The sequence below is a fragment of the Christiangramia sediminis genome, from assembly GCF_020552705.1.
Lineage (GTDB): Bacteria > Bacteroidota > Bacteroidia > Flavobacteriales > Flavobacteriaceae > Christiangramia > Christiangramia sediminis.
On record NZ_JAJBZG010000001.1, the window covers coordinates 44,119 to 67,775 of the forward strand.

Below are 23,657 nucleotides of genomic sequence, written 5' to 3' on the forward strand. Positions count from 1 at the left end.
GTTAGATATTTTTCAGTTTCCGGGAGGGTGCTGCATCATGGGTTTGCCCATGATGCGGTAGCTTATCCTGAATTTTATCCCGGAATTTTTTCTTACCCCGACTCATTTTGAGTCTGTACTCCAATCTTAGCATAATTTTAAGATCGGTTTTCCTACAATACTTATCTTTATGGCGTTCATCCAATACGCCCAAATTTGATAAGTGCAGCCGATATATATGATTTAAAGGGCTCTTCTCTACGGAAGAACTGCACTTTTATTTTTCTTTTCTTCGCTTTTTTAAGCAATGTTTTGGGGCAGGATCCTGCTACTCAGGTGCCTTCTTATGAACATTTAAATGGAGTTGATCTTGGTACAGCCAGTAGCAATTCGCCCGAAAATATAATAATCTCTACTGCCGTAGATTCTCAAGGATTTATTTATACACTTTCTTTTGGTAATGGGGTTGACAAGCTAAATCCAAATGGAACTATCAATGAATCTCAATTAATTAGTGCCGCTGATTTAGAAAGTCCTTTAGATATAGAAGTAGATAGTTCAGGTAAAATTTACATTGCTGATTATTTTGAAAGTGGTAGTTGTTTGGATAATGGTAAAGTAAAAATTTTTAGTTCTAATGGTAATTTAGAAAATGAGATTGCTAAATCATATTTTAGACCATTAGGATTGGCAATAGATAGAGATGATAAAATATATATTGCTGAATACTATGATGGTTCAACTTGTGAAAATGGTGAAGAAAGTAGAATAAGAGTTTTTAATCAGGATGGGAATTTTATTGATGGAACAAATAATGTAGAAATACCTTATCGTCTCGCAGTGAATTCAAATTATAAATTATTTGTTAGCCAAGCTGGTAATGATAATCCTCAGGTTTTAATATTTGATGAAAATTTAAATCAAAACGGTACTCTTTCTAATGTTATATCTCCTGGAAGTATTTTTATAGATGAATTTGATTTCATACACATTATAGAATATGCCGGAAGAGTAGATTTTGAAAAATTTTTAAATTACGATCAATTAGGATTTTTTGAATTACTTGTCTTAGCCAGTAACATACAACAAGGAATTAATAATAATGAATTTGGTTTTAAAATTTTTAATCCTACTCAGGGATTTGAATATTATTATCAAGATGGTGAAATCAGGTTTCCGGTAGATATTGCAATTAATAATTTAGTTTGTGATAGTAAATTGTATTTAAATAATGCGAATATTAGCGGAACTTCTCTACAATTTGACTTAGAAATATACGAAAGAACTCCCTCTTTTGATTTAATCGATCCTATTGCAGAATGTGTAGGGGACTTTGATTTACCACTCGTAAATGGTTCAGCATCTATAAGTGTTGAAGATATAAATAACGGTTCTACAGATAATTGTGGTATAGAAAGTATTACTCTTTCCCAAACTACCTTTACAGCAGCAGATGTTTATGATGTAGTAATGATCGTTACAGATAATGCCGGTAACAAAGATACATGTACAGTAAAAGTTACCGTGACAGGAGATGAAGAACCCAGTTTAGAAATAACCTGCGTGGGAACTAAAGAGGTACAGCTTTTAGATGATCAGCCAGTCACTGTCCTTGCTGAGGATATTGTTAGTAGTGACACTTCAGGTTTATCTTTTAGTCCGGCAAGTTTTGAATTTGATTGTTCAGATATTGGAACCCAGGATATAGAGATCACCGCGACAGATGAGGAAACCGGAGCAACCGATTTTTGTGTAGTAGCTATAACGGTGAAAGATGAAAAGGATCCTGTAGTAAATTGTGTTGCTGCAGGTAAGGAATTTCAATTAGAAAATGGTAGCGTAACTATTGCAGTTTCAGATATAGAATTAAGTTCCTCAGATAACTGTGGGATTTCCACGAAAACACTTTCTGAAACTACCTTTACTACCTCCGGAACAAAAAATATTACCTTATTTGTAGAAGATGAAGCTGGAAATATTTCAGATTGCACAACGTCAATTGAGATTTTACCTGAAGAGGTACCATACGAATTTAAATGTATAGGAGACTTAACGGTAAACCTTGGAGAAGAAGCTCAAAATTCTTCAGTTACTGAAATTCCTACTTCAGATTTTATAACCAGTGATATTTCAAATTTAGATTTAGAATTAAGCCTACAGCAATTTACCTGTGAAGATATCGGAACCAATCCCTTAACCATTAGAGCTACAGATAAGGAAACAGGTGATGAATATTCCTGTACCGTAAATGTAACCGTAAAGGATGTGGGAGCGCCATTAATTATTTGTCCTGCGGAAGCACAAACCAGGGAAATACCTGCCAATGGTATTTACGTTCTCCCGGAAGTAGTAGATATGTTTGGAATTTCTGATAATTGCGCTGCAGACGAAGAGCTTGTGATCGTCCAGGATCCTCCCCCTGGAACTGAATTTACCGAAGAAGGAGATTACGAGATCATTTTAACCGCTACAGATCCTTATGATAATACGGAAACTTGTGAGGTCACCTATAGACTTACTAAATCTTCAGATACCGTAGCTCCAGAGATTAGCTGCCCCGAAAATATTAGCTTTGAAAATGACACCGGGGTTTGTGGAGCCGTAATAAACTTTCAGGATGCCATGGCTACCGATGACAGTGGAGGAGAGGTGACTATCCAGCGTACAGATAATATTGACCTAATAAGCGGAAATGTATTTCCCGTTGGAACTTATACGATCTCCTATACTGCCACCGACGAATCAAATAATGTTTCTGATTGTAGTTTTGAAATTGAAGTTATTGATAGCCAGGCTCCGGTATTGGAATGTAAATCCAGTTATGAGCTTAGTTTTCCGCGAGGTGAGACAAGAATATTAGAACCCGAAGAACTCTTAAACTCATTCCGGGATAATTGTGAGGGGCAGGACATTTCTCTCAGCCTGGACAGATCTCAATTTACTGAAGAAGATGATGGTCAAACTATAAATGTGACGGTTACAGCTTTTGATTCTAAAAATAATTCTACAAGCTGTGTAGTCCCTGTTAATATTGTAGTTGTCGAAGAGGACGAACTGGTTCTTTCCTGTATCGATGAATATTTGATCATGGCAGATGAAAATTGTAATTATAGAGTACCGGATTTTTCTGAGATCTTAAACTATAATCCGGCCACAGCAAGTATTACACAATCTATAGAAGCAGGATCAATTATTCGAGCTGAAACAAGTATAGAGGTTACGGCCAGTTTTGAAGACCAAATCCAGAGCTGTACGATCGCTCTTAATTTTGAGGACGATATTTCACCTACAATTAGTTGTCCGGGAGATCAGGTATTAAATATTACGGAAGGTGGTGTTGCCAGGGTTCCAGATTTCAGTGATCAGATAGATGCGGATGATAATTGTGGTATTGTTGAAGTTATCCAGGATCCTTTGCCTGGTACTGAAATTACCACAGATACCAATATTTCAATTAGTGTGCTAGATGCCGCCGGAAATAGGGTCTCCTGTGATTTTGAACTTCAGCTAATGACTGGAGATGAACTTATGATCTCATGCCCGGCAGATAAAATACTGGAATGGGATGAAAATTGTTCTTTTACGCTCCCGGATTATACCGGGGAAGCCGAAGTTTTTAATGGAAATGGACTTGAGGTAATCCAGGATCCGTTACCGGGAACTGTGGTTACTGATTCAGAATTTGAAGTGAGTCTAAGAGTTGAAAACGGTTCAGATTCTGACTCCTGTAGCTTTAAAATATCACTGGAAGATAATACACCGCCTGTACTTCAACTTAATAATGTTAGCCGCAATCTTAATGGGGAAGGAATAGCTTTTATCAGCTTTGAAGATATCGATAATGGATCTTTTGATTCTTGTGACCCCGATGTAACTTATACGCTGAGCAAGTCTGTTTTTTCCTGTAAGGAATTGGGGACGAATCTGGTGCAGGTAACTGCAGAAGACAGCAGCGGAAATACTTCTTCAGGTTCCGTTACTGTTAGCATAACAGATGAGTTTGATTTTTGTGAGGCTCCGCCTACCCAGGGATCGGAATATATTTTTATCTATCCTAACCCCAATACCGGAAGCTTTAAAGTGGCGACGCCAGCAGATGTCACTATTCAACGTCTGGAGGTCTTTGATCATCGCGGCAGATTTATAGCCGCTAAAGATTATGAGGAGAATGTTTCGGAATATGCCCTGGAGCTGGGCCCTTTACAGGAAGCGGTATATGTGGTGAAAATCATTACCAATAAAGAGATGCTACATAAAAGATTTATTTTTAAGTATTGATCCGGGATTCAATATAATCGAAGATCTTTTCAGGCTCTTCATCAAATTCGAACCACTTTATTTCAGGATCTTTTCTAAACCAGGTGAGTTGTCTTTTAGCAAACCTGCGGGTATTCTTTTTAATTTCTGAAATGGCCGTTTCCAGGTCTGTTTCTTCATCGAAATATTGAAAAAGCTCTTTATATCCCACGGTATTCAAGGCATTCAGATCTTTCCTGGAATAAAGGCTTTTGGCTTCCTGCACCAGGCCATTTTCGATCATAAGATCTACCCGTTTGTTAATGCGATCGTAGATCATTTCCCTATTGGCGGTAAGTCCAATTTTGATGCTTTCAAATTCACGTTTGGCTTTGTTCTGTTTTAGAAATGAGGAGAAAGGTTTCCCGGTTTCTATACATATTTCCAGGGCTCTTATCAGTCTATGCGGATTCTGAACATCAGCGGTTTTATAATAATCTGGATCCAGCACAAAAAGCTGTTTCTGTAACCAGTCAATACCATCTTTCTGCAGGTGCTGGTTAAGGTTTTTCCGAATTTCAGGATCCACTTCAGGAAATTCATCAAGACCTTCAGTGACTGCTTTCACGTATAATCCGCTTCCGCCCACCATAACTGCTACGGAATGCTTCTTAAAAAGCATTTCCAGTTTTTTGATGGCCTCTCTTTCAAAATCTCCTACAGAATAATCTTCTTCTATTGAAATATGCTGAATAAAATGATGTGTAACAGCTTCCAGTTCCTCTGCTTCAGGTACCGCGGTTCCAATGCTCATTTCTTTAAAAAACTGTCTTGAATCTGCGGAAATGATCTCGGTATTCAAATGCTTTGCAACTTCAATGGAAAGTGAAGTTTTTCCGATAGCTGTGGGACCCAGGATGTTAATAAGAAAATTAGGCATTGAGTTTGTATCCACAATTATGGCAGAATTCGGCATCATCCAAATGTTTGCTCTCATTACAGTTAGGACATACCTGGGTATTGTTCAGCGACTTTTCTGCAGACTTACTGAATTCGGCGCTAACAATTCCGGTAGGCACGGCGATGATCCCATAACCCGTGATCATGATTACCGAAGCGATAAAACGGCCTAAAGGCGTGATTGGGGCGATATCCCCAAAACCTACGGTAGTGAGGGTTACAATACACCAGTAGATGCTTAGCGGGATGTTCTCAAAACCAGATTCCTGCCCTTCTACCAGATACATTAAGGTTCCGGCAATGATACAGATGATAAGTACGGCAAAAAGAAAAACGAGAATTTTGGCTTTACTGTTTCTCAGGGCAAGCATAAGTTTCCGGGATTCGCCAATATATCTGGTAACTTTAAGTATCCGGAATATCCTTAGAAGTCTTAGCGCTCTTATGGCAAAAAGAAGGTTGGCACCCCCAAAAATAAAACCTATATAACTGGGAAGGGTAGAGAGGAGATCTACGATCCCGTAAAAACTAAAAATATATCGCTTGGGTTTATTGATCACCACAATGCGCAGGATATATTCAATAGTGAAAATAGCGGTGATGATCCATTCAGCGATATAGAATTCCCAGGCATATTTTACTAACAGGGGGGTAACACTTTCCATCATCACCAGGGCCACGCTTATAATGATCACTATAAGAATGGCAATATCGAAGATCTTTCCCGCAGGAGTATCAGCCTCATAAATTATTTCATGAAGTTTATGTTTCCAGGGAGGCATTGGTTTATTTTCTTCCACAGTGACCTAAAAGTATAAAAAATTAGCGAAGACTCTACTCCTGAATAGAAAGTTGAATGATCTTAAAATTATGCTTCTTGCGTAAAAAGCTTTGAATAATATGTTGTGCGTCCCTATTGTCATTCATAGGGGTAATGATAGAACGAATAATATCCAGGTTGTTTATCTGGTGATTGAGGTTGAAATAGCCAATGCCTTTGAACTCTCCATCTTCAATAAGTAAGGCACTTTTTTCGTCTACTTCTCGGCCTCGCCCAATCAAAAGCATATTCTGGTTGTCATATGAGTGTTTGTCTATAAGCCCAAGAACCCTGTCGTTGTAAACTTCCGGGCTTTCCTCTTCTATACATGCCCCGTGACAGCTTTTGATGGTATAGGCGAAGCAATTTCCGTTACCTCCGTGTAAGCCGGCCAGGCGTTCACATAGCTCATACTCGGTCACCCATTTTTGGAGGGAGTTATTTCCCGATCTCAGGGAGCTGAAAGTGGTGATATTCTTTTTAGTTTTATTTGCACGTCCAATCTTGAGATTTACATAGCCATTCTCATCGGTAAACTGGTAAAGTGCATGGCTGAAAATGTCTCTTTTCAGAGCACGGTTGTAGCGGGGTTTTAATTCTTTGATCTCCTGGTTCTCTTTCAGTAATGCAATAAGTTCATTCCCGGTAAGCTCATAAGAGACTGAAGCTACCTTACGTTGCATTTCCTGTGACTTGGGATTGTCGTTGGTAAAATGCTGATTCACCCTTTTACGGATATTTCTCGATTTCCCTACATAAATGATCTCGCTGTTCTCGTCATGGAAATAATAGATCCCGGTTTCTGAAGGTAATTCTTCAAGGATAAAGACCAGTTTTGTGTCTATATTCCTTTTAGGTTCCTTGCGTACATGCTGTTTCAAGATATCTTTTTCAACATCCTTAGCCAGCAACATTTTAAAGAGCTTGATGGTCGCCTGGGCATCTCCGGCGGCACGGTGACGGTCACTTAAAGGGATACCCAAAGATCTAACCAGTTTTCCCAGGCTATAAGAGGGAAGATCTGGAATCAATTTCTTGGAAAGTTCAACTGTACAAAGGCTTTTTCTCTCAAATTCAAAGCCCAGACGACGAAATTCGGTTCGCAGGATCCTGTAATCAAACTTAGCATTATGCGCTACTAGAATACAATCGCTGGTGATCTCCACAATTCTTTTGGCAACCTCATAGAATTTTGGCGCATTGCGAAGCATCTCATTGTTAATGCCGGTAAGATTTACCACGAATGGCTGAATATCCTGTTCAGGATTTACCAGGCTAATGAACTGGTCTACTACTTTTTGACCGTCAAACTTATATATGGCTATTTCGGTGATCCCTTCTTCATTATACTTACCACCAGTAGTCTCTATGTCTAATATCGCGTACAAATTCGCTCTCCTTCGTTAATTATAATTTCTCTCGCCAAATATACTACTTCCAATTCTCACCATGGTAGAACCGCATTCCACAGCAATCTGATAATCACCGCTCATACCCATGGAAAGTTCTTTGAGTTGAGGATGCTGTTCTCTGAACTTATCAAAAACTGACTTTAGATATTTGAATTCAGACCTTACCTGTTCTTTATCATCGGTGAAAGTTGCCATTCCCATAAGGCCGGTGATATTCACATGCTTCATTTTAGAGTAGGCTTCAGAGTTCAGGATTTCTTCTGCTTCTGCAGCATCTATACCAAACTTGGAATCTTCTTCCGCAATTTTTATCTGAAGCAGGCAGTCTATCGTTCGTTCATTTTGTTTAGCCCTCTTATTGATCTCTTTAAGAAGTTTTAAACTGTCTACAGCGTGAATAAGCGAAACATAAGGCGCCATGTATTTTACCTTGTTTCGCTGTACGTGACCTACCATATGCCACTCGATATCTTTAGGAAGAGATTCCCATTTATCGGTCATTTCCTGGATCTTGTTCTCACCTAAAATACGCTGACTGGCATTATAAGCTTCCATTAGATCTTCGTTAGGTTTGGTTTTGGAAATGGCTACGAGCTTCACATTTTCAGGAAGTTCGCTTTTATATTTTTTGATATTTTCAGAAATGTCCATCCTTTATTTCGTCTTTTAAATTAAGGATTAAATAAGCCCTGTAGGGAGGTGTGCTTAATTAATACGTGCTTAGAATTCGTAAATTGTAAGACCGTTTCGCAACTTAGGTTCAATATAAGTACTTTTTGGCGGCATGGTTAAATTTTCATCTGCAATTTGCTTTATTTCTGCAATTTCTGCAGGAAGCATTCCAAATCCCACGGCGAATTCACCCTTATCTACCCGTGTTTTCAATTCAATAATATCATTTCGGCCATGGATGTAGGCGATACGTTTATCGTTGCGCAGGTCTTCGATCCCAAGTATCGGTTTCAGGATATTTTCATATAAGATATAAGAATCCAGCTCACTCAGGGAATCGGTAAAAGTATAATTGGTCTTTCTAAGATAAAGTGAATAGAATTCGCCATCCAGGTACATATTAAAATGATGTTTTTTGGAGGGTTTATAAACTTCATGGCCACGATTCTCTATTCTGAACCACTCATCAAGCAGAATCAGGAATTCTTCTTTGGAATGGCCGTTGAGGTCTTTTATGAGTCGGCTAAACTCGAAAATTCTCAGGTTGCTTTCAGAAATGAGGTAGCTCATAAAAAAATTATAGGCTTCTTTCCCGGTATGATCAGGGTTATTTTCTTTGCTTTCTTTGGCCAGTAAATAGGAAGAAGCACTGCGATGGTGCCCATCTGCAATATAAAGTTTCTCCATTGCCCCGAATTGTTCTTTTATCTGCTGGATATTTTCAGGATCGTCTATAAGCCAAAGTGAATGAGTTTCCTTATTGTAGGTCGCAAATTCATATTCAGGCCTGGATTTCATCCTTTTATCCAGAAGATCGTTGATCACTGTATTATCGGGATAAGTAAGCAATACAGGCTCGGTGTTAAAACCGACCACTTTCAGGTAATCCTTGAATAATTCTTCCCGGTGCGCAATGGTATCTTCATGCCGTCTTATTACCTCCTGTTTATAATCTTCGGCACTTGCCGCGGCAATTATTCCGCAGCAGGAGGTTTCCCTGGTTTTGATCTTATAGATATAATAGCAGGCTTGCTCATCCTGTTCAAAAATATGTTCTTCCTTGAACTCCAGGTAACGATTCTTTACCATGCCGAAGCGTTTCTCCCCGGCGATCTCATGCTGAAATTTATACCCGGGATTTATGATGTGCAGAAAGGAATAAGGATTGTACTCTAATTGTGCTTTTAATTCCTCTTCACTATAATCTTCATAGGAGCGGGAAGCAACCAGCCCGGCATAGGCACGGGTAGGTCTAACTGCTTTAAATGGAAGGATCTTTGTCAAATTAATGCTTTTGTTTACTAAGAGATTTCTCAGTCGTGTTTATGCACTCCTTCGAAATGACAGATATTTGTCATTTCGACCGAAGGGAGAAATCTCAATACTAACTACTCAATACTATTTACTCTTAAACTGAGCGGAAACTTTTTCTGCCTTTCTGCTTTCCGAATAATCATAGAAGCCTTCCCCAGATTTTACCCCGATCTTTCCTGCTCTAACCATATTGGTCAATAGCGGACTTGGGGCGTATTTTGGATTTTTAAATCCGTCGTACATAACTTCAAGGATCGAGTGACATACGTCCAGCCCAATAAAATCGGCTAGCTGTAGCGGTCCCATAGGATGAGCCATTCCCAGTTTCATTACCGTATCTATTTCGTATACTCCGGCCACGCCGTTGTATAGGGTTTCAATTGCTTCATTGATCATTGGCATTAAGATCCTGTTTGCAACAAAACCAGGATAGTCATTTACTTCTACCGGTACTTTATTCAGTTTTTCCGAAAGGTCCATGATCTTACTGGTCACTTCATCGGTAGTATTATAACCGCGGATGATCTCTACCAGCTTCATTACCGGCACCGGGTTCATAAAGTGCATCCCGATCACTCTTTCCGGATTTGAAACCACAGAAGCGATCTGGGTGATGGAAATGGAGGAGGTATTGGAAGCAAGAATCGTATCTGCTGAGGTCTGCTGATCCAGATGTCTGAAGATCTTTAGCTTTAATTCAGTATTTTCTGTAGCTGCTTCCACTACAAGATCGGCATCTTTTACTCCTTCAGAAATATCTGTATGAGTCGTGATATTTCCCAGGGTAGATTTTTTCTGACCTTCCGTGATCTTTTCTTTGGAAAGCATCCGGTCAAGGTTTTTAGAAATGGTGTCCATTCCTTTTTTCAGGCTTTCTTCAGAAATATCTATAAGTTCAACTTTGTAACCGCTTTGGGCAAAAGTATGTGCAATACCATTCCCCATGGTTCCGGCTCCTATAACTGCGATGTTTTTCATTTTATTAATTTTTATAAGACTTTCTTGAATCGTCATCCTGAACTTGATTCAGGATCTATTGAGAAGATGAATTAAGTTCAGCTTGACGAATTATTATAGAAAATCTATTTTATTAAATTATACATTAAAATTTGCGATCACCTGGTTGGCCACCTGAAGTGCTTTCGCAGCCTGCTCCATGGTTACCACAGGTTCTTTATCATTATTTATAGCATCGGCAAAACTTTCCAGCTCCTCCAGGATTGCGTTATTTGGAGAAACATCAGGATTGTCGAAATAGATCTGTTTTTTAATTCCTTCCGCATTCTGAAGGATCATGGCAAAATCATCGGGATCTTCCGGGGCATCTTTCATTTTCACCACCTCACATTTTTTCTCCAGGAAATCCACAGAAATATAAGCATCCCGCTGAAAGAATCTCGATTTTCTCATGTTTTTCATCGAGATACGGCTGGCGGTAAGATTGGCCACACAACCATTTTCGAATTCAATTCGCGCATTGGCAATATCGGGAGTGTCGCTGATTACTGAAACGCCGCTGGCATTGATCTTTTTCACATCAGATTTTACCACGCTCATTACGGCGTCTATATCGTGGATCATAAGATCGAGCACCACCGGTACATCTGTTCCTCTCGGATTGAATTCCGCTAAACGGTGAGCTTCGATAAACATTGGATTTTCTATGCGATCTGCCACAGCCTGGAAGGCGGGGTTGAATCTTTCAACGTGACCAACCTGGCCTTTTACGTTATGTTTTTTGGCAAGTTTTATCAATTCTTCAGCCTCCTCGTAGGTATTGGTGATAGGCTTTTCAATAAAAAGATGTTTGCCTGCAGAAATGACTTTTTTGGCGACATCAAAATGTGCCAGGGTAGGAGTGACCACATCTATCATGTCGGCGTCGGCGATGAGTTCATCAAGATCTTCATACATTTTGTAGCCGAATTCCTTAGCTACTTTTTCAGCATTTTCCTTATTCGCATCATAAAAACCTATCAGTTCATATTCTTCAGATTGATTCAGTAATTTAAGATGAATTTTTCCCAGATGGCCTGCGCCCAGGACTCCTGCTTTCAGCATATTTTTGCAATTTTCACAAAAATAGCATTTTGATATTAAATACTTTATAAAATTAGGCCAAATCCCGGGAGCTATTTGCTTGGGATAAATCAGCTGCTTTACCTAATTTTATAGCCTGACAAAAGCACAGATAACTTGAAGGATACTTACAGACATCAGGGAAAAAGACAGCAACTGGTAAGAACCGTAAAAAAGAAGGGGATCATCGATGAGAAGGTGCTTGCGGCAATTGGAAAGATTCCGCGACATCTTTTTATGGACAGCAGTTTTGAGGATCACGCCTACCAGGATAAAGCTTTTCCTATTGCCGCCGATCAAACAATCTCTCAACCCTATACGGTCGCTTTTCAGTCAGAACTTTTAGGGATCAAAAAAGGGGATAAGGTACTGGAAGTGGGGACAGGCAGCGGGTATCAAACCGCAGTGCTTTGTGAACTGGGCGCGAAAGTCTATAGTATAGAACGGCAGCGTGAACTTTATAAAAAAACCAAAACCTTTCTTTCTAAACTGGGCTACCGGCCGAAATATTTAAGTTTTGGCGACGGGTATAAAGGCATTCCGGAATATGCTCCTTATGAGAAGATCATCGTTACAGCGGGAGCACCTGAGGTTCCTAAAGATCTTTTAAGTCAGTTAAAAGTTGGGGGCAGGATGGTGATCCCGGTAGGTAGTGATGTACAGACGATGACTCTTTTCGTGCGAAAATCCAATAAGGAATTTGATAAAAAGGAATTTGGAGCTTTCAGGTTTGTACCCTTACTGGAAGACAAAAATTAAAAAAGAATTTAGTATTGAGATATGAGAGCTTTTTAAGTTTGAATGATTTCAAATTTAAGTAAGAATCTAATCTCTCATTTCACGCGAAGTTTTAATATTGTCATTTCGAAGGAGCGACCGACTGAGAAATCTCGTTCGAGTGACGAACGACGAATTACGAAATATGATGACGTACATTATTTTCGTTTTACTATTTATTTCAGATATCTGCCTACATTTAGATCTCTCTTTACGTTCAAGATGACTTATAGTTCATGTGTCATTTCGAAGAAGCTTAGCGACTGAGAAATCTGAACCAAGAACCAAGAACGACGAACTCCGAACTAAAAACAAAAAAGCCCCGTTAAAAAAACGAGGCTTTGTCTTATTTTAAAAAGAAAATCTTTAGTTACCGGCAACGGTGTCTTCAGCTTTATCTACAACCAGTCGGGCGTCACGGTTAGCGATCTCCCAGGCAGTTAAAAATGCCAGCTTAGTTCTCTTTTCTAAAGCAGAATAGCTTATTTTCTCAGCAGTATCGGTCGGTTTGTGATAATCTGCATGTACTCCGTTGAAATAAAATATAACAGGAATGTTATTTTTCGCGAAATTATAGTGGTCACTTCTGTAATAGAATCTGTTTGGGTCATTTTCGTCATTATACTTATAATCCAGATCCATATTCATATACTTGTTATTTACCTCTTCACTTAATTCGTGAAGTTCTGTACTTAGCATATCACTTCCAATTAAATATATATAATTGTCATTCCCCTCGTGCGCTGGATCTATACGACCAATCATATCCATATTAAGGTTTGCAACCGTATTCTCCAATGGCATCACCGGATTTTCAGTGTAATATTTAGATCCTAAAAGGCCTTTCTCTTCACCCGTTATATGGAAAAATAATATAGAGCGTTTAGGTGTGTAACCATCTTTTTTAGCCTGGGCAAAAGCTTCTGCAATCTCTAAAAGTCCCACTGGACCAGAACCACCATCATCTGCACCATTATAGATATTCCCTTTATCATCTACTCCAACATGGTCGTAATGCGAGGAGATCACCAGTACTTCCTCAGGCTTTTCGCTACCTTCAATAAAACCAAGAACATTTTCAGAAGCTTTCAGTTTTCCTTTAAAATATTCTGTAGGGATTACCTGGTAGTAATTACTCATCCCCTTAGGAGATTTTATGTTCTGGCTTTTATATTCGTTAACGATATATTCCGCAGCTTTTTTCTGACCAGGTTCACCTGTGTTTCTTCCTTCAAACTCATCACTGGCAAAAGTGTATAAATGTTCTTTTAATTCATCTGCAGTAATGGTATTGGCATAATCCATGGGATCTGCATTTTCGATGTTTTTATTTTGTGCGCCACATGCAGCCAGGAGGGCAGGAAGGGCCAGAAACAATATTTTTTTCATAATAATATTAAGTTTTTAAGTAATTGCCGCCAATATAGCGGTTTTGATATTAATTAATTATAAGGGACTCATAAATATAGACTATGATGATGTGGAAAGGTTTAAAACTGCTCTGAACTAATTTAAGAAAGCTTTGCGACACAATTTTTTTGAGCTGAAAGTGGTTGATTTTGAAAGCGATAAAAATTACTTTAAAAAAGATAAGATTTTAGTTGTATTAAATTGAAAAAGCTTGTTATATTTGCACCCGCATTCAGCAAATAGCTGATGAGGCACTCAGGAGAAATGGCAGAGTGGTCGAATGCGGCAGTCTTGAAAACTGTTGAGGGTCACACCTCCGGGGGTTCGAATCCCTCTTTCTCCGCTTAAATTAAATGCTTCACCATAAGGTGGAGCATTTTTGTTTTATGAAGGTTTGTTTGAGCTGGTTCAATGACCTGAAATAAAAGAAATGATCCAGGTCGCGCAGCGCCCTGAAGTATTTAATTTAAGTATTGGATCCCCCTCCGGGATCAACGCAGTTAATCCCTCGTTGACAAAGCTGGCTTTGCAGCATGAGCACGAATAGAAATCACGGCTGCAGGCAGTGATGATTTTTCTTTGCTGGTTCCCCTCTGGGATCAACGGAGTTAATTCTTTGAAGCTTTATTAATTCAGTCTTACTTTATACTCACTCTCATATCTTGGATCAGGTTTTAAAGACTGTTTTTTAACCCATATTATCTCGAGGGAAAAGAATCCATATTCTTCGGTTACTTTACCAAAGCAGGCATAAATGCCTTTTCCAAATACCTGTGATTTTTTATAAGCCTGGGGAAAGTGTACGCAATCAAAAAAATCACCTTGTTGGTCAAAGAAGGTAGTGAACCTCATTATTTCTCCTTTAGAAGTCTTATTTAACCGGGTATGAACGAGTGCTCCAAATATTAATATTGTTTGACCTTTTAAATGGGGAAAGTCTGTTGCTCTTATCCTACTTGATATATCCCCATCCATTAGATTAAAATAACCCGAAAGCGGAAAACCAATAAGTTCTATCTGATCATAGGCATTTTCAATTTCATTAGAGGGCAGGTTGGGGATACTAAATTTTTTATGTTCAGGTTTGAATAATTGATCTTGATGCGTAGAAACTTTACTTGATCTAGTTTTAAAAACTGCCTGCCACATCAATTCCTTTTTTGAAATAACTGTAAACCTAAAAGCTTCAATTCTTATTAGAATGGTTAACTGCTCCAGGGAGATAGCCACTCTATCTATAAAATCATCAAAAGAAGTATAAGGGCCATGGAGTTGTCTTTCATTAAGAATTCTCTGTATCACCAGGCTTTCTAAACTTTTAAGGTATCCCAGTCCCAGATAGATGGTTTTGCCGATAATAAGATTTGGATGGTCACTATTATTAATACACGGGGGTTCTATTTTAGCTCCGAACATTCTGGCTTCATGAACATAAGTTTCGGTGTCATAAAATCCACCTCCATTATTTAGAACGGCCACCATAAATTCTAAGGGAAAGTAACATTTGAGATAAAGACTCTGATAGCTTTCTACGGCATAAGATGCCGAATGCCCTTTTGCAAAAGCATAGCCGGCAAAACTTCTTATCTGCTCCCATATTTCCCGGGCCAGGTGGTCACTATATCCCCGTTCTTTACAATTCTGAAAATACTTATCTTCTACTGCCTGGAATTCTGCTCTGGATCTAAACTTTCCACTCATTCCCCTTCTTAATACATCTGCCTCCCCCAGGTCTAGCCCCGCAAATAAATGGGCAACTTTCAAAACATCTTCCTGATACACCATTATACCATAAGTTTCCGGCATGATCTTCCATAAAGCAGGATTAGCTTTTTTTCTTTCCCGGGGATCGCGGGTGCGTTTAATAAATTCATTTTTCATTCCAGAGCTGGAGACGCCGGGTCTTATTACGGAACTGGCTGCTACCAGTTCCAGGTAACTACTGGTCTTAAGCTTGGTCATAAGCCCCCTCATGGCCGGGGATTCTACATAATAAACTCCAGTTGCTTTTCCCTCTCTAAGCAGCCGGTTTAATTTGGCATCCTTTTTCATGGCCTCTACATCCCGAATATCTAACAGTGATGCATGGGGCTGATTTGATCTTATAATTTGAATGGCCTCCTTAATTTTTGCCAGGCCTCTTTGGCCCAGGATATCAAACTTGAAAATACCCACATCTTCAGCAATTATCATATCAAATTGTACAGTAGGAAATCCCTTAGGGGGAAAAAATGTAGCAGAATAATAATGTATCGGTTTTTCGAGAATAAGCACCCCGGCCGAATGCACACTTAAATGATTTGGGAAATCTTTTATCCACCCGGCATATTTCAGCACCAGGCTGGCTATACTATCGAGATTTGAAAGATGACCCTGGGTTAGTTTATCAATTTCTTCTTTAGGCATTCCGAAGACTTTTCCCAGTTCCCGAAGGGCAGATTTGTACTTAAAAGTATTGTAGGTAGCCAGTAGGGCAACATTATCATACTTTTTAAAAATATACGCTGTTACATCATCCCGTTCCCAGGTTGAAAAATCAATATCAAAATCGGGAGGGGAGACCCGGTAAGGATTAATAAACCGCTCAAAATACAAATCAAGTTCAATGGGATCTACATCGGTGATTCCAATGATATAAGCAACAATACTATTTGCCCCACTTCCTCTACCTACATGAGGATAATTATTTCTCCGGGCGTACTCCACAATATCATGGTTGATAAGAAAATAAGCCACAAAATTCATTTCCTTTATCACCTTTAATTCTTTTTCCAGACGCTGGTGGATTTCAGGAGTCAGCTCGGTATACCTTTTTGGTAGTCCTTTTTTACAAAGTTGCTGGAGCAACTCGAAATCCTCTTCCGCATTTTTTAGAAATCCCTGCTTATTCTGTGAGCTACGTTCATTTCCAAAATCAAATTCAATACTACATTGGTCAAGTAACTTCTTTGTGTTTTCAAGAATGAATTCGAAACCTTCAAAGGCTTTCCATAAATCGGCTAGGGGAGACATCATATCTTTTATGCTTGCTTCTTCTGATGCAGGAAGTTTACTTAGCAGGGTATTCAATCCAATAGCCCTTAACAGACGATGTGTGTTATAGTCTCGTTTATTCCGTAGACTTACCGGTTGGAGCAGGACGATCTTTTCTTTTTCATCTATATATTTTGTGAAGCGGATTTTTCTGAGCTCTTCAATGGAAATGCCTATAAACTCGTTTTCTTTAAAGCTGGTTTTTTCAAGCTGGAGTACTTTTTCAAAAGGATAAATAATAAATACTTCAGAAAGGGCAGGAGCACAGGAAGGTATCGGCTTTTGTTCATGTAAAAAATGACTAAGAAATTCATTGAGTTGCTGAAAACCCTCGTTGTTTTTGGCCAGTCCTACATATTGCTGGTCAGCTCCATTTCTAAAATCAATTCCCAGGACAGGTTTAATTTTATAATCCCGGGCTTTACGTACAAAATTTAAGCAAGCGGAAGTATTATTGATATCTGTCAGCGCCAAAGCATCCAGGCCAAGGGAATGAGCGAGCTCCAATAGGTTTATTTCGGAAAATGTTCCGTAATTAAGAGAGTAATATGTATGGCAATTAAGATACATTATTGTTTACGGTGAGCCAGTACAACTGGAGGTTCTCCTGAAAAAGGATTCATACCACGCCCGATAGTTCTTGCGCCCATCGCCGAGGCTCGCATTACTTTATTCTCTCCATATTTATGGCGTATAGTATCCATAGCATTGTATAGACTTATCATTTCTTCAGTATCATCAAAAAGGTTGATCTGATAATTACCCTGAACCAGGTGGCTGAATTTTACACCGACCAGGCGTATGAGCATCCTGCGATCATAGAGTTTCTTAAACAGTTCCATGACAATGGGAACCAGAATATGGTCTGCACTGGAAAAAGGAATACTTTTCTGTTTAGAATAGGTGCTGAAATCTGCATAGCGTATTTTGATACTTACACAGCAGGTAAGTTTTTCTCCTCTTCGAAGTTGATAAGCCAGATTTTCAGTCATTGCAATAATGGTGGTGGTAAGTTTGTGCATATCGATGGTATCTTTCTGATAGGTGCGTTCCGTAGAAATAGATTTTCTTTCATGAAAGGGGATAAGCGGGGGATTGTCAATGCCATGAGCTCGTTTCCATAAGGTCTTTCCATGAATGCCAAATGCACTAATAAGGAGTTCTACCGACATGTTTTGTAATAGCCTTATACGATCTATTCCCATATTGATAAGAAGCTGATAGGTCTTGCTGCCAACAGAAGGTATTTTTCTTACAGAGAGTGGTGCCAGGAAAGGTTTTTCATATCCCAGATCAATACGTATCTGATTATTAGGTTTAGCTTCCCCGGTGGCGATCTTGGACACAATTTTATTCTGAGAGAGTCCAAAAGAGATGGGAAGACCGGTTTCTTTAATAATGGTATTTCGAATTTCAGAGGCATACTTATAACAGCCGAAGAATTTATCCATTCCACTGAGATCGGCATAAAATTCATCAATACTGGCTTTTTCAAATACGGGAACCTTCTCTTTTATAATTTCAGAAACCTGATGGGAATATTTTGTATAAATACTGGAATCTCCTCTAATAATAGTAGCCTCGGGACATAGATGCCGGGCAATTTTCATGGACATTCCAGATCTTACTCCGAAATTTCGTGTCTCATAACTACAGGCTGCAACTACCCCACGATCTCCTAGCCCACCGACAAGTAGAGGCTTTTTTTGAAGACTGGAATCCAGTAAACGTTCGCAGGAAACGAAAAAGGTATCTAAATCAAGATGTAAAATTGATGCTTTCATAATTGGAATAAATCCATTAAATAAGAAATATTCCAAAATTAGGTCAATCTTTGCAAATATCAAATGAGTTTAGAAATAAACTTTGAAAAGAAACTTTTGTAACTTTAAAAGAAAAGGAAATTATGTGTTATCAGGCTTCTTTAAACCAATCTGAAAAAAATATTGAAAATTATCTCAATAGACCTTCTGTAGCCTCAGATATTCTAGAACCCTATTTTTTAAACGATGGTTTTACTCATAACCAGGTCTACATTATTCCTATGGATGAACCAAAACATTGGTATCCGGCAAGCTGGGGCTTGGTGCCAGATTATGCTGAACCTAAGGAATTCTATAAAAGTGGAAAATATAATACCCTGAATGCCCGGGATGACAAAGTTTTCGATTCCAGATTATATGGTAAACCAATACGTGAGGCAAGGTGTTTAATATTTGCAGATGGTTTTTTTGAACCCCATCATGTGGGAAAGGAAAGCCAGCCATATTTTTGTTACCTGGAAGAAAGTAAGACCTATAAAGAAAGGCAGCTTTTCACCTTTGCAGGAATTTATACCAGTGACGGTGAAGGAAGTTATTATACCAGTTTAATAACCGTAGATGCCAATCCTTTATTTGAAAAGGTGCATAATAAAGCGAAGCGAATGCCCCTGGTATTAGACAGGAAATATGAAGAGGATTGGATAGCGGAAGGCCAGAGTGAGCAAATTATAAAAGATATTATGCAGGAAGGTTTTACAGCTAAATCTTTTACCGCTCATCCTGTAATTAACTATAGACTAAAAAAAAACTGGGAAATTAAGAATACCGAAAAGGTTATTGAACCGGTGGAAGCTATAGATACAAATTTACCGTAATCCTTTTAAAATTAGAGTTATAGGGGGTTGTGTGCTTTTTTTTACTTCGACAACTGGTAATTAGTGACCAATACAGAAGCAGAAATATGTAGAATTCCTTCCAATTCTCTAATCATATCTACTGTCAATCTTTTCTTTTTGTTCAAAATTTCTGAAACTCTACTTTTTCCACCCATTACTCCAACTAAATCTTTTTGTTTAAGATTCATTTCTTCCATTCTGATTTTTATTGCTTCAATTGGATCTGGAGCTTCTATTGGATAATGTTCATTTTCATAATTATCGATTAACATTGAAAGAATTTCTGCCTCGTCTCCTTCTTGTGAATTAGCTGGAGCATCAAATATTACCTCAAGCCTTTCTAAAGCTTTCTCGTAATCTTGTTCGTTTTTTAAAGGTTTAATATTCATAACTTTAGTTTTTAAATTGTGTCAGCATCTATTTTATCATATTCTGCATGTGTTCCGACAAATCTTACAAAAGCCCATTGTCTGTGGTAATTAAATTTTACGATTAATCTATATGAGTTTCCTTTTATGTTGAAAACGACTCTACTATTTTTTAAAATGCTGGCATTTATATAAGTGTTCTTTATATCATTTGGAGAATTCCAATTGGAAGTTTTAGCTGTTTCGTACCAGGTTTTTAAATACTGTTCTGAATCAGAATGTTTTTCCCAGAATTCTCTTAATGTCTTTTTTGAAACTATTCTTTTCATTCTAAAAAATCTAGAACAAAGATAATTAAAGTTCTCTATTTTAGAACTTTTAAGTAGAAAACTTTATGAAAAAAATTGCATCACAACGTTTTCGGTTATTGCTAGTTGGCGGAGTAAGGGACACGGATTTGTCGGCTTAGACCTGATTTGTTGTGAAATTTAATTATTTTTTACTAACGGTGTCGTCTATTTGCAGTGAATCGTTGTTAGGGGTAGTTTATTAGTTTTGCTCATATCTATAGTCATCAAATTTAAAACATATTCTAAAATATAGATGAGAATATTCGGGAAAAACTCCAGCACCGTGTAATCTCGAACATATTCCTCCAATTTCTTGGCCATTTCTATCTAATTTAGGAACTATAGTTTCTTTATGTAAATTTTCATGACATTCCCAGCATAAGGTAGTTAAAGCGTCATCTGGATATTCCCACGCCTTTAAACCTGTAATATTTGTGATTTATGTGTAAATTCGAAATCGAAGTCCATGAGCTATTCTTGTCAATTGGAGAAAAAACTTATTGTTTCGTCTCCTCGGTGAACTTAGGATTTGATTCTTTTTTCAAAAGTTTTATTAGAACAATTGACACATTTTCTCTTATCCCGTTCTAAAATCTTGTTATGTTTAACATTGCCATTTTGGATTAAGTAATTGTTCTTGATAATTCATGATCTCTTTCATATTAATTTAGCTATTTTTCAATAAAAATAAACTGATGTCGAAAACAAAACTGACTGTACTCAATAACGGAAGCATTAAAATTGAAGGTGACTTTGAAATGGTGGATAAAGATGGAAATAACTACGGACTTGGCGGCAGGGAATTAATTTCTGTATGTCGTTGCGGGCTATCTTCCAACAAACCTTTTTGCGATGGCTCACATCGAAAACATTTTGAACACGAAGCCATAGCCTTTGATCTTCCAGATTTGAAGAAATAACTCATCACTACAACAGGATATTATTTATAAATTCCTTGCTCTATTCAGAGGTTAACAAATGATTATTGATGAAATTGTTATTACTGCAGTTTCATCAATATTTTCTTCAGCTACATATAATTAAAGATTTTCTCTCATACTAATTTTGTAAAGGTCAAACCAAAGCAAGGGCATTGGCTTTCCTGCTTTTTCTAGGTTACCTGATTTCTGAATTTGTCCAGTACTTTTTTCAGGTAGTCAGCGGGAACAGTTCCCAGATGCCCAAAAATGGATTTGTACCATGGCTAATTACATCAAAATTATTAGTTTAAGTGTTTTTAACTGAACTAACCACAGATTATGAGTAAAGAAAAACTTAAGAGATCATTAGGCTTCTGGGATATTTTAATGTTTGGAGTAGGAGGAATAGTAGGTGCCGGGATCTATGCAATCATAGGTCAGGCGGCCGGTTTAAGCGGGAATATGCTCTGGGCCAGTTTTGCAGTGGCCGCTGCGGTTGCCTTACTTACCGGACTATCCTATGCTGAATTTGTTAGTCGGTTTCCCGATGCTGGTGGAAGTTTTGAATATATCAAACAGGGGATGAATGAAAGAACGGCCTTAATTATGGCTGTTTTTATTGCCTTTACGGGAATTGTGGCCCCGGCGGCCATAGCGATAAGTTTCTCGGAATATCTGAGCAGGCTAATTGAAATACCTAACTGGATCGCCGTGATTGGTATTGTTCTGGCGATGGCAGCCTTTAATATCGTAGGCTCTAAAATAAGTTCCTATTATAACAAGTTTGCCACGGCCATCACCTTGTTGGGTCTGGCTCTTGTTATTGGATTCTGTATTCCAGACTGGGGCAATGTGGCCTATTTTGAGATGGGAGATGAAGGTTTCACCGGGATCCTGGCCGGGGCAGCGCTTATTTTCTTCAGTTATGTAGGCTTCGAAGATCTTGTAAAACTGGCGGAAGAGACCAAAGATGCAAAAAAAGTACTGCCTAAAGGAGTGCTTCTTAGCGGGATCATAGTTTTCGTGTTTTATGTGATGATCGCCATCAGTGCCATTAGCACATTTAGTGCTGAAGACCTGTCTCAACAGGATGGGCCCTTAGCCGCTATTATTGAATCTCAATGGGGTGCGATAGGCGGAACCATTCTGGTGATCGTAGCACTTTTTGCCACCAGCAAGACCATATTAAGCAATATTTTAGGAACTTCACGTATGCTTTATGATGTAGCCCGCGATAGTGAAATATCCTGGCTTAGAAAGTTTACGACCCTTAGCGGAATGGGAGAAAAAACACCCAACTACGCGATTATTGCAGTTGCCGTGGTGACCATAGCCTTTGGACTTATTGGTAATTTAAAAATAGTAGCTTCTATAAGTAACATTTTTGTGTTCTGCCTTTTCGGAATGGTAAATATCGCACTTCTAAGTTTTCGTATAAAAAATAAAGACCAGGATGAAGAAGGTATATTTAAGATCCCATGGAATATTAATAATATTCCTGTTCCCACAGTCATTGCCCTGATTACGATTCTTATTTTATTTGGGTTTAATCTTTATAACCTGTTCCAGGGGAATGCGTAATAGAATTTTTTATCAATCCCGGGACTTATAAATAGTGAATATTTTTATTCGTTATACTCCTGAATTAATTGGTGTTACCAATTTTATACTTTGTATTCTATAATAAATAGACTTCTTTATTATGCCAATTTAAATATTCAATAGAAGGATACCATGATAATTTCTTTGGTAGAGAAATTTGTTTTCCTTCAAATTGGGATAAAGAGAAGGTAGAGTCATTTTCTGAAATAGAAGGAGATACCCTAACAATATAATCACTGTTTATGGTAATCAATCCGCGGTCAAAGGCACGATGAAGATTGGGGGAAAGTGCAATTCCATTGGGAATGGTGTCATCATTAGAAAGACTAAAGGGATATATATGACAAGCATCTATCATCTGCACACTGTGAGTAGAAGTGATTTTCATTCCCGAAATAGAACACGTGAAATCATAGATTTTGGGAACAGTTCTTTTAAAAAGCCCGCCCCGAACAAAAATTTCTTCTTCGAATTCGTCCTCTTCTAAGCGGTCTCTTAAACTGCGAATTTGATTTTGATAAACTTCTGTGGATTCATTTAAAATAGAATTTTCTATAAAGCTCTCTTCATATGTTTTCTCTTGATCTGAATATTCACTCTTAGTAGAAGGAAAGTATTGATCAAGAAGGTATTGTTCAAACAAAGTCTGAGAAATTGGATTTTGGAATATTAAAAATAATTCTCTGTCAATTTCAGCGTAAGCTATATTTTCTTTTAAGGATTTAAAACTTTTTATACTCTTGGATTTCGTTAGAATAATCTTCTTTCCTGCCTTTGGAATGAGATACCAAAATGGTTCAGAATGCATATGGTAAAAAGGAAGAGAAAAGTTAGGGGAATGTGCCGAATCAACCAACTGCTTCCAATTTCTTTTAAACGCTAAAATTAAATCTGCAGTTATAAAGATTTTATTAGAATCAATACTTCCACTTTTAACCAATTGAAGCACTGAAAGTAATAAGATGGGTTTATGGGGAGCACGACCGAGATTTTTAGTGTAGCCTCTGTTTAGCTTTTTAAAATAATTCAAATATTTCGCGATGGTTTCTTCTGTCATAGATTCTTC

Annotated in this window: 19 protein-coding genes and 1 tRNA gene; 6 read left to right on the top strand and 14 right to left on the bottom strand. The window is 38.1% G+C overall.

Features of this window, described 5'->3' with window-relative positions:
• Nucleotide 1: 1 nt before the first annotated feature.
• Nucleotides 2-184, bottom strand: coding sequence for a hypothetical protein (locus LGQ90_RS00235; RefSeq protein ID WP_229336910.1), 183 nt, complete (start codon nucleotides 182-184; stop codon nucleotides 2-4).
• 107 nt (nucleotides 185-291) lie between these two features.
• On the opposite strand from LGQ90_RS00235, the gene LGQ90_RS00240 reads away from it, so the two are divergent.
• On the top strand, nucleotides 292-4,257 hold the full coding sequence (locus LGQ90_RS00240; RefSeq protein ID WP_229336912.1) for an HYR domain-containing protein: 3,966 nt from the start codon (nucleotides 292-294) through the stop codon (nucleotides 4,255-4,257).
• On the opposite strand, the gene miaA is transcribed toward LGQ90_RS00240, so the two are convergent.
• The 7 genes from miaA to LGQ90_RS00275 all read right to left on the bottom strand — a co-directional run bounded on the left by miaA (nucleotide 4,247) and on the right by LGQ90_RS00275 (nucleotide 11,454).
• A complete protein-coding gene (gene miaA / locus LGQ90_RS00245) occupies nucleotides 4,247-5,155 on the bottom strand; it encodes a tRNA (adenosine(37)-N6)-dimethylallyltransferase MiaA (RefSeq protein ID WP_229338513.1) in 909 nt (302 codons plus the stop codon). The two genes, LGQ90_RS00240 and miaA, sit on opposite strands and share 11 nt — an antisense overlap.
• The gene (locus LGQ90_RS00250) at nucleotides 5,148-5,957 is read right to left on the bottom strand and encodes an ion transporter (RefSeq protein WP_229338515.1); all 810 of its coding nucleotides are present in this window, start codon (nucleotides 5,955-5,957) and stop codon (nucleotides 5,148-5,150) included. The genes miaA and LGQ90_RS00250 overlap by 8 nt, the downstream gene beginning before the upstream one ends.
• A gap of 52 nt (nucleotides 5,958-6,009) precedes the next feature.
• Complete coding sequence (locus tag LGQ90_RS00255; RefSeq protein ID WP_229336914.1) at nucleotides 6,010-7,383, bottom strand: exonuclease domain-containing protein; 1,374 nt, start codon at nucleotides 7,381-7,383, stop codon at nucleotides 6,010-6,012.
• 15 nt (nucleotides 7,384-7,398) lie between these two features.
• Nucleotides 7,399-8,058, bottom strand: coding sequence for a YggS family pyridoxal phosphate-dependent enzyme (locus LGQ90_RS00260; protein ID WP_229336916.1), 660 nt, complete (start codon nucleotides 8,056-8,058; stop codon nucleotides 7,399-7,401).
• Nucleotides 8,059-8,127: 69 nt separating this feature from the next.
• Complete coding sequence (locus tag LGQ90_RS00265) at nucleotides 8,128-9,363, bottom strand: DUF1015 domain-containing protein (protein ID WP_229336918.1); 1,236 nt, start codon at nucleotides 9,361-9,363, stop codon at nucleotides 8,128-8,130.
• Nucleotides 9,364-9,477: 114 nt separating this feature from the next.
• Nucleotides 9,478-10,371, bottom strand: a complete 894-nt coding sequence (locus LGQ90_RS00270) for a 3-hydroxyacyl-CoA dehydrogenase family protein (protein WP_229336920.1) — start codon at nucleotides 10,369-10,371, stop codon at nucleotides 9,478-9,480.
• 117 nt (nucleotides 10,372-10,488) lie between these two features.
• The gene (locus tag LGQ90_RS00275) at nucleotides 10,489-11,454 is read right to left on the bottom strand and encodes a Gfo/Idh/MocA family protein (RefSeq protein ID WP_229336921.1); all 966 of its coding nucleotides are present in this window, start codon (nucleotides 11,452-11,454) and stop codon (nucleotides 10,489-10,491) included.
• A 135-nt stretch (nucleotides 11,455-11,589) separates the two neighbouring features.
• Here LGQ90_RS00275 and LGQ90_RS00280 point away from each other — a divergent pair, with 135 nt between their 5' ends.
• Entirely contained in the window at nucleotides 11,590-12,231 is a 642-nt protein-coding gene (locus LGQ90_RS00280; RefSeq protein ID WP_229336923.1) for a protein-L-isoaspartate(D-aspartate) O-methyltransferase, read from the top strand.
• A gap of 384 nt (nucleotides 12,232-12,615) precedes the next feature.
• Here the strand turns inward: LGQ90_RS00280 and LGQ90_RS00285 are convergent, their stop codons facing one another.
• Nucleotides 12,616-13,638 carry a M28 family metallopeptidase gene (locus tag LGQ90_RS00285; protein WP_229336925.1) on the bottom strand — a complete coding sequence of 341 codons (1,023 nt, stop codon included), beginning with the start codon at nucleotides 13,636-13,638 and terminating at the stop codon, nucleotides 12,616-12,618.
• A gap of 279 nt (nucleotides 13,639-13,917) precedes the next feature.
• Between LGQ90_RS00285 and LGQ90_RS00290 the strand changes: the two genes are divergently transcribed.
• Nucleotides 13,918-14,002 (top strand) — tRNA-Ser (locus LGQ90_RS00290).
• A 284-nt stretch (nucleotides 14,003-14,286) separates the two neighbouring features.
• On the opposite strand, the gene LGQ90_RS00295 is transcribed toward LGQ90_RS00290, so the two are convergent.
• Together LGQ90_RS00295 and dinB are read right to left on the bottom strand one after the other, a co-directional pair.
• Nucleotides 14,287-17,262 (bottom strand): DNA polymerase III subunit alpha, encoded by a 2,976-nt coding sequence (locus tag LGQ90_RS00295; protein WP_229336927.1) that lies wholly within the window; start codon nucleotides 17,260-17,262, stop codon nucleotides 14,287-14,289.
• Complete coding sequence (dinB, locus tag LGQ90_RS00300) at nucleotides 17,262-18,476, bottom strand: DNA polymerase IV (RefSeq protein ID WP_229336929.1); 1,215 nt, start codon at nucleotides 18,474-18,476, stop codon at nucleotides 17,262-17,264. Before dinB ends, LGQ90_RS00295 begins: the two co-directional genes overlap by 1 nt.
• 122 nt (nucleotides 18,477-18,598) lie before the next feature.
• Here dinB and LGQ90_RS00305 point away from each other — a divergent pair, with 122 nt between their 5' ends.
• On the top strand, nucleotides 18,599-19,330 hold the full coding sequence (locus tag LGQ90_RS00305) for an SOS response-associated peptidase (RefSeq protein WP_229336931.1): 732 nt from the start codon (nucleotides 18,599-18,601) through the stop codon (nucleotides 19,328-19,330).
• A 41-nt stretch (nucleotides 19,331-19,371) separates the two neighbouring features.
• Here LGQ90_RS00305 and LGQ90_RS00310 read toward each other — a convergent pair whose 3' ends face one another.
• Both LGQ90_RS00310 and LGQ90_RS00315 read right to left on the bottom strand, forming a co-directional pair.
• The gene (locus LGQ90_RS00310) at nucleotides 19,372-19,740 is read right to left on the bottom strand and encodes a helix-turn-helix domain-containing protein (protein WP_229336933.1); all 369 of its coding nucleotides are present in this window, start codon (nucleotides 19,738-19,740) and stop codon (nucleotides 19,372-19,374) included.
• Nucleotides 19,741-19,751: 11 nt separating this feature from the next.
• The gene (locus LGQ90_RS00315) at nucleotides 19,752-20,048 is read right to left on the bottom strand and encodes a type II toxin-antitoxin system HigB family toxin (protein ID WP_229336935.1); all 297 of its coding nucleotides are present in this window, start codon (nucleotides 20,046-20,048) and stop codon (nucleotides 19,752-19,754) included.
• Between the two features lie 716 nt (nucleotides 20,049-20,764).
• Here LGQ90_RS00315 and LGQ90_RS00320 point away from each other — a divergent pair.
• Together LGQ90_RS00320 and LGQ90_RS00325 are read left to right on the top strand one after the other, a co-directional pair.
• Nucleotides 20,765-20,989, top strand: a complete 225-nt coding sequence (locus tag LGQ90_RS00320; RefSeq protein WP_229336937.1) for a CDGSH iron-sulfur domain-containing protein — start codon at nucleotides 20,765-20,767, stop codon at nucleotides 20,987-20,989.
• Nucleotides 20,990-21,328: 339 nt separating this feature from the next.
• The gene (locus LGQ90_RS00325; RefSeq protein ID WP_229336939.1) at nucleotides 21,329-22,570 is read left to right on the top strand and encodes an APC family permease; all 1,242 of its coding nucleotides are present in this window, start codon (nucleotides 21,329-21,331) and stop codon (nucleotides 22,568-22,570) included.
• Between the two features lie 97 nt (nucleotides 22,571-22,667).
• Here the strand turns inward: LGQ90_RS00325 and LGQ90_RS00330 are convergent, their stop codons facing one another.
• Nucleotides 22,668-23,648 (bottom strand): HNH endonuclease, encoded by a 981-nt coding sequence (locus LGQ90_RS00330; RefSeq protein ID WP_229336941.1) that lies wholly within the window; start codon nucleotides 23,646-23,648, stop codon nucleotides 22,668-22,670.
• Nucleotides 23,649-23,657 lie beyond the last annotated feature (9 nt).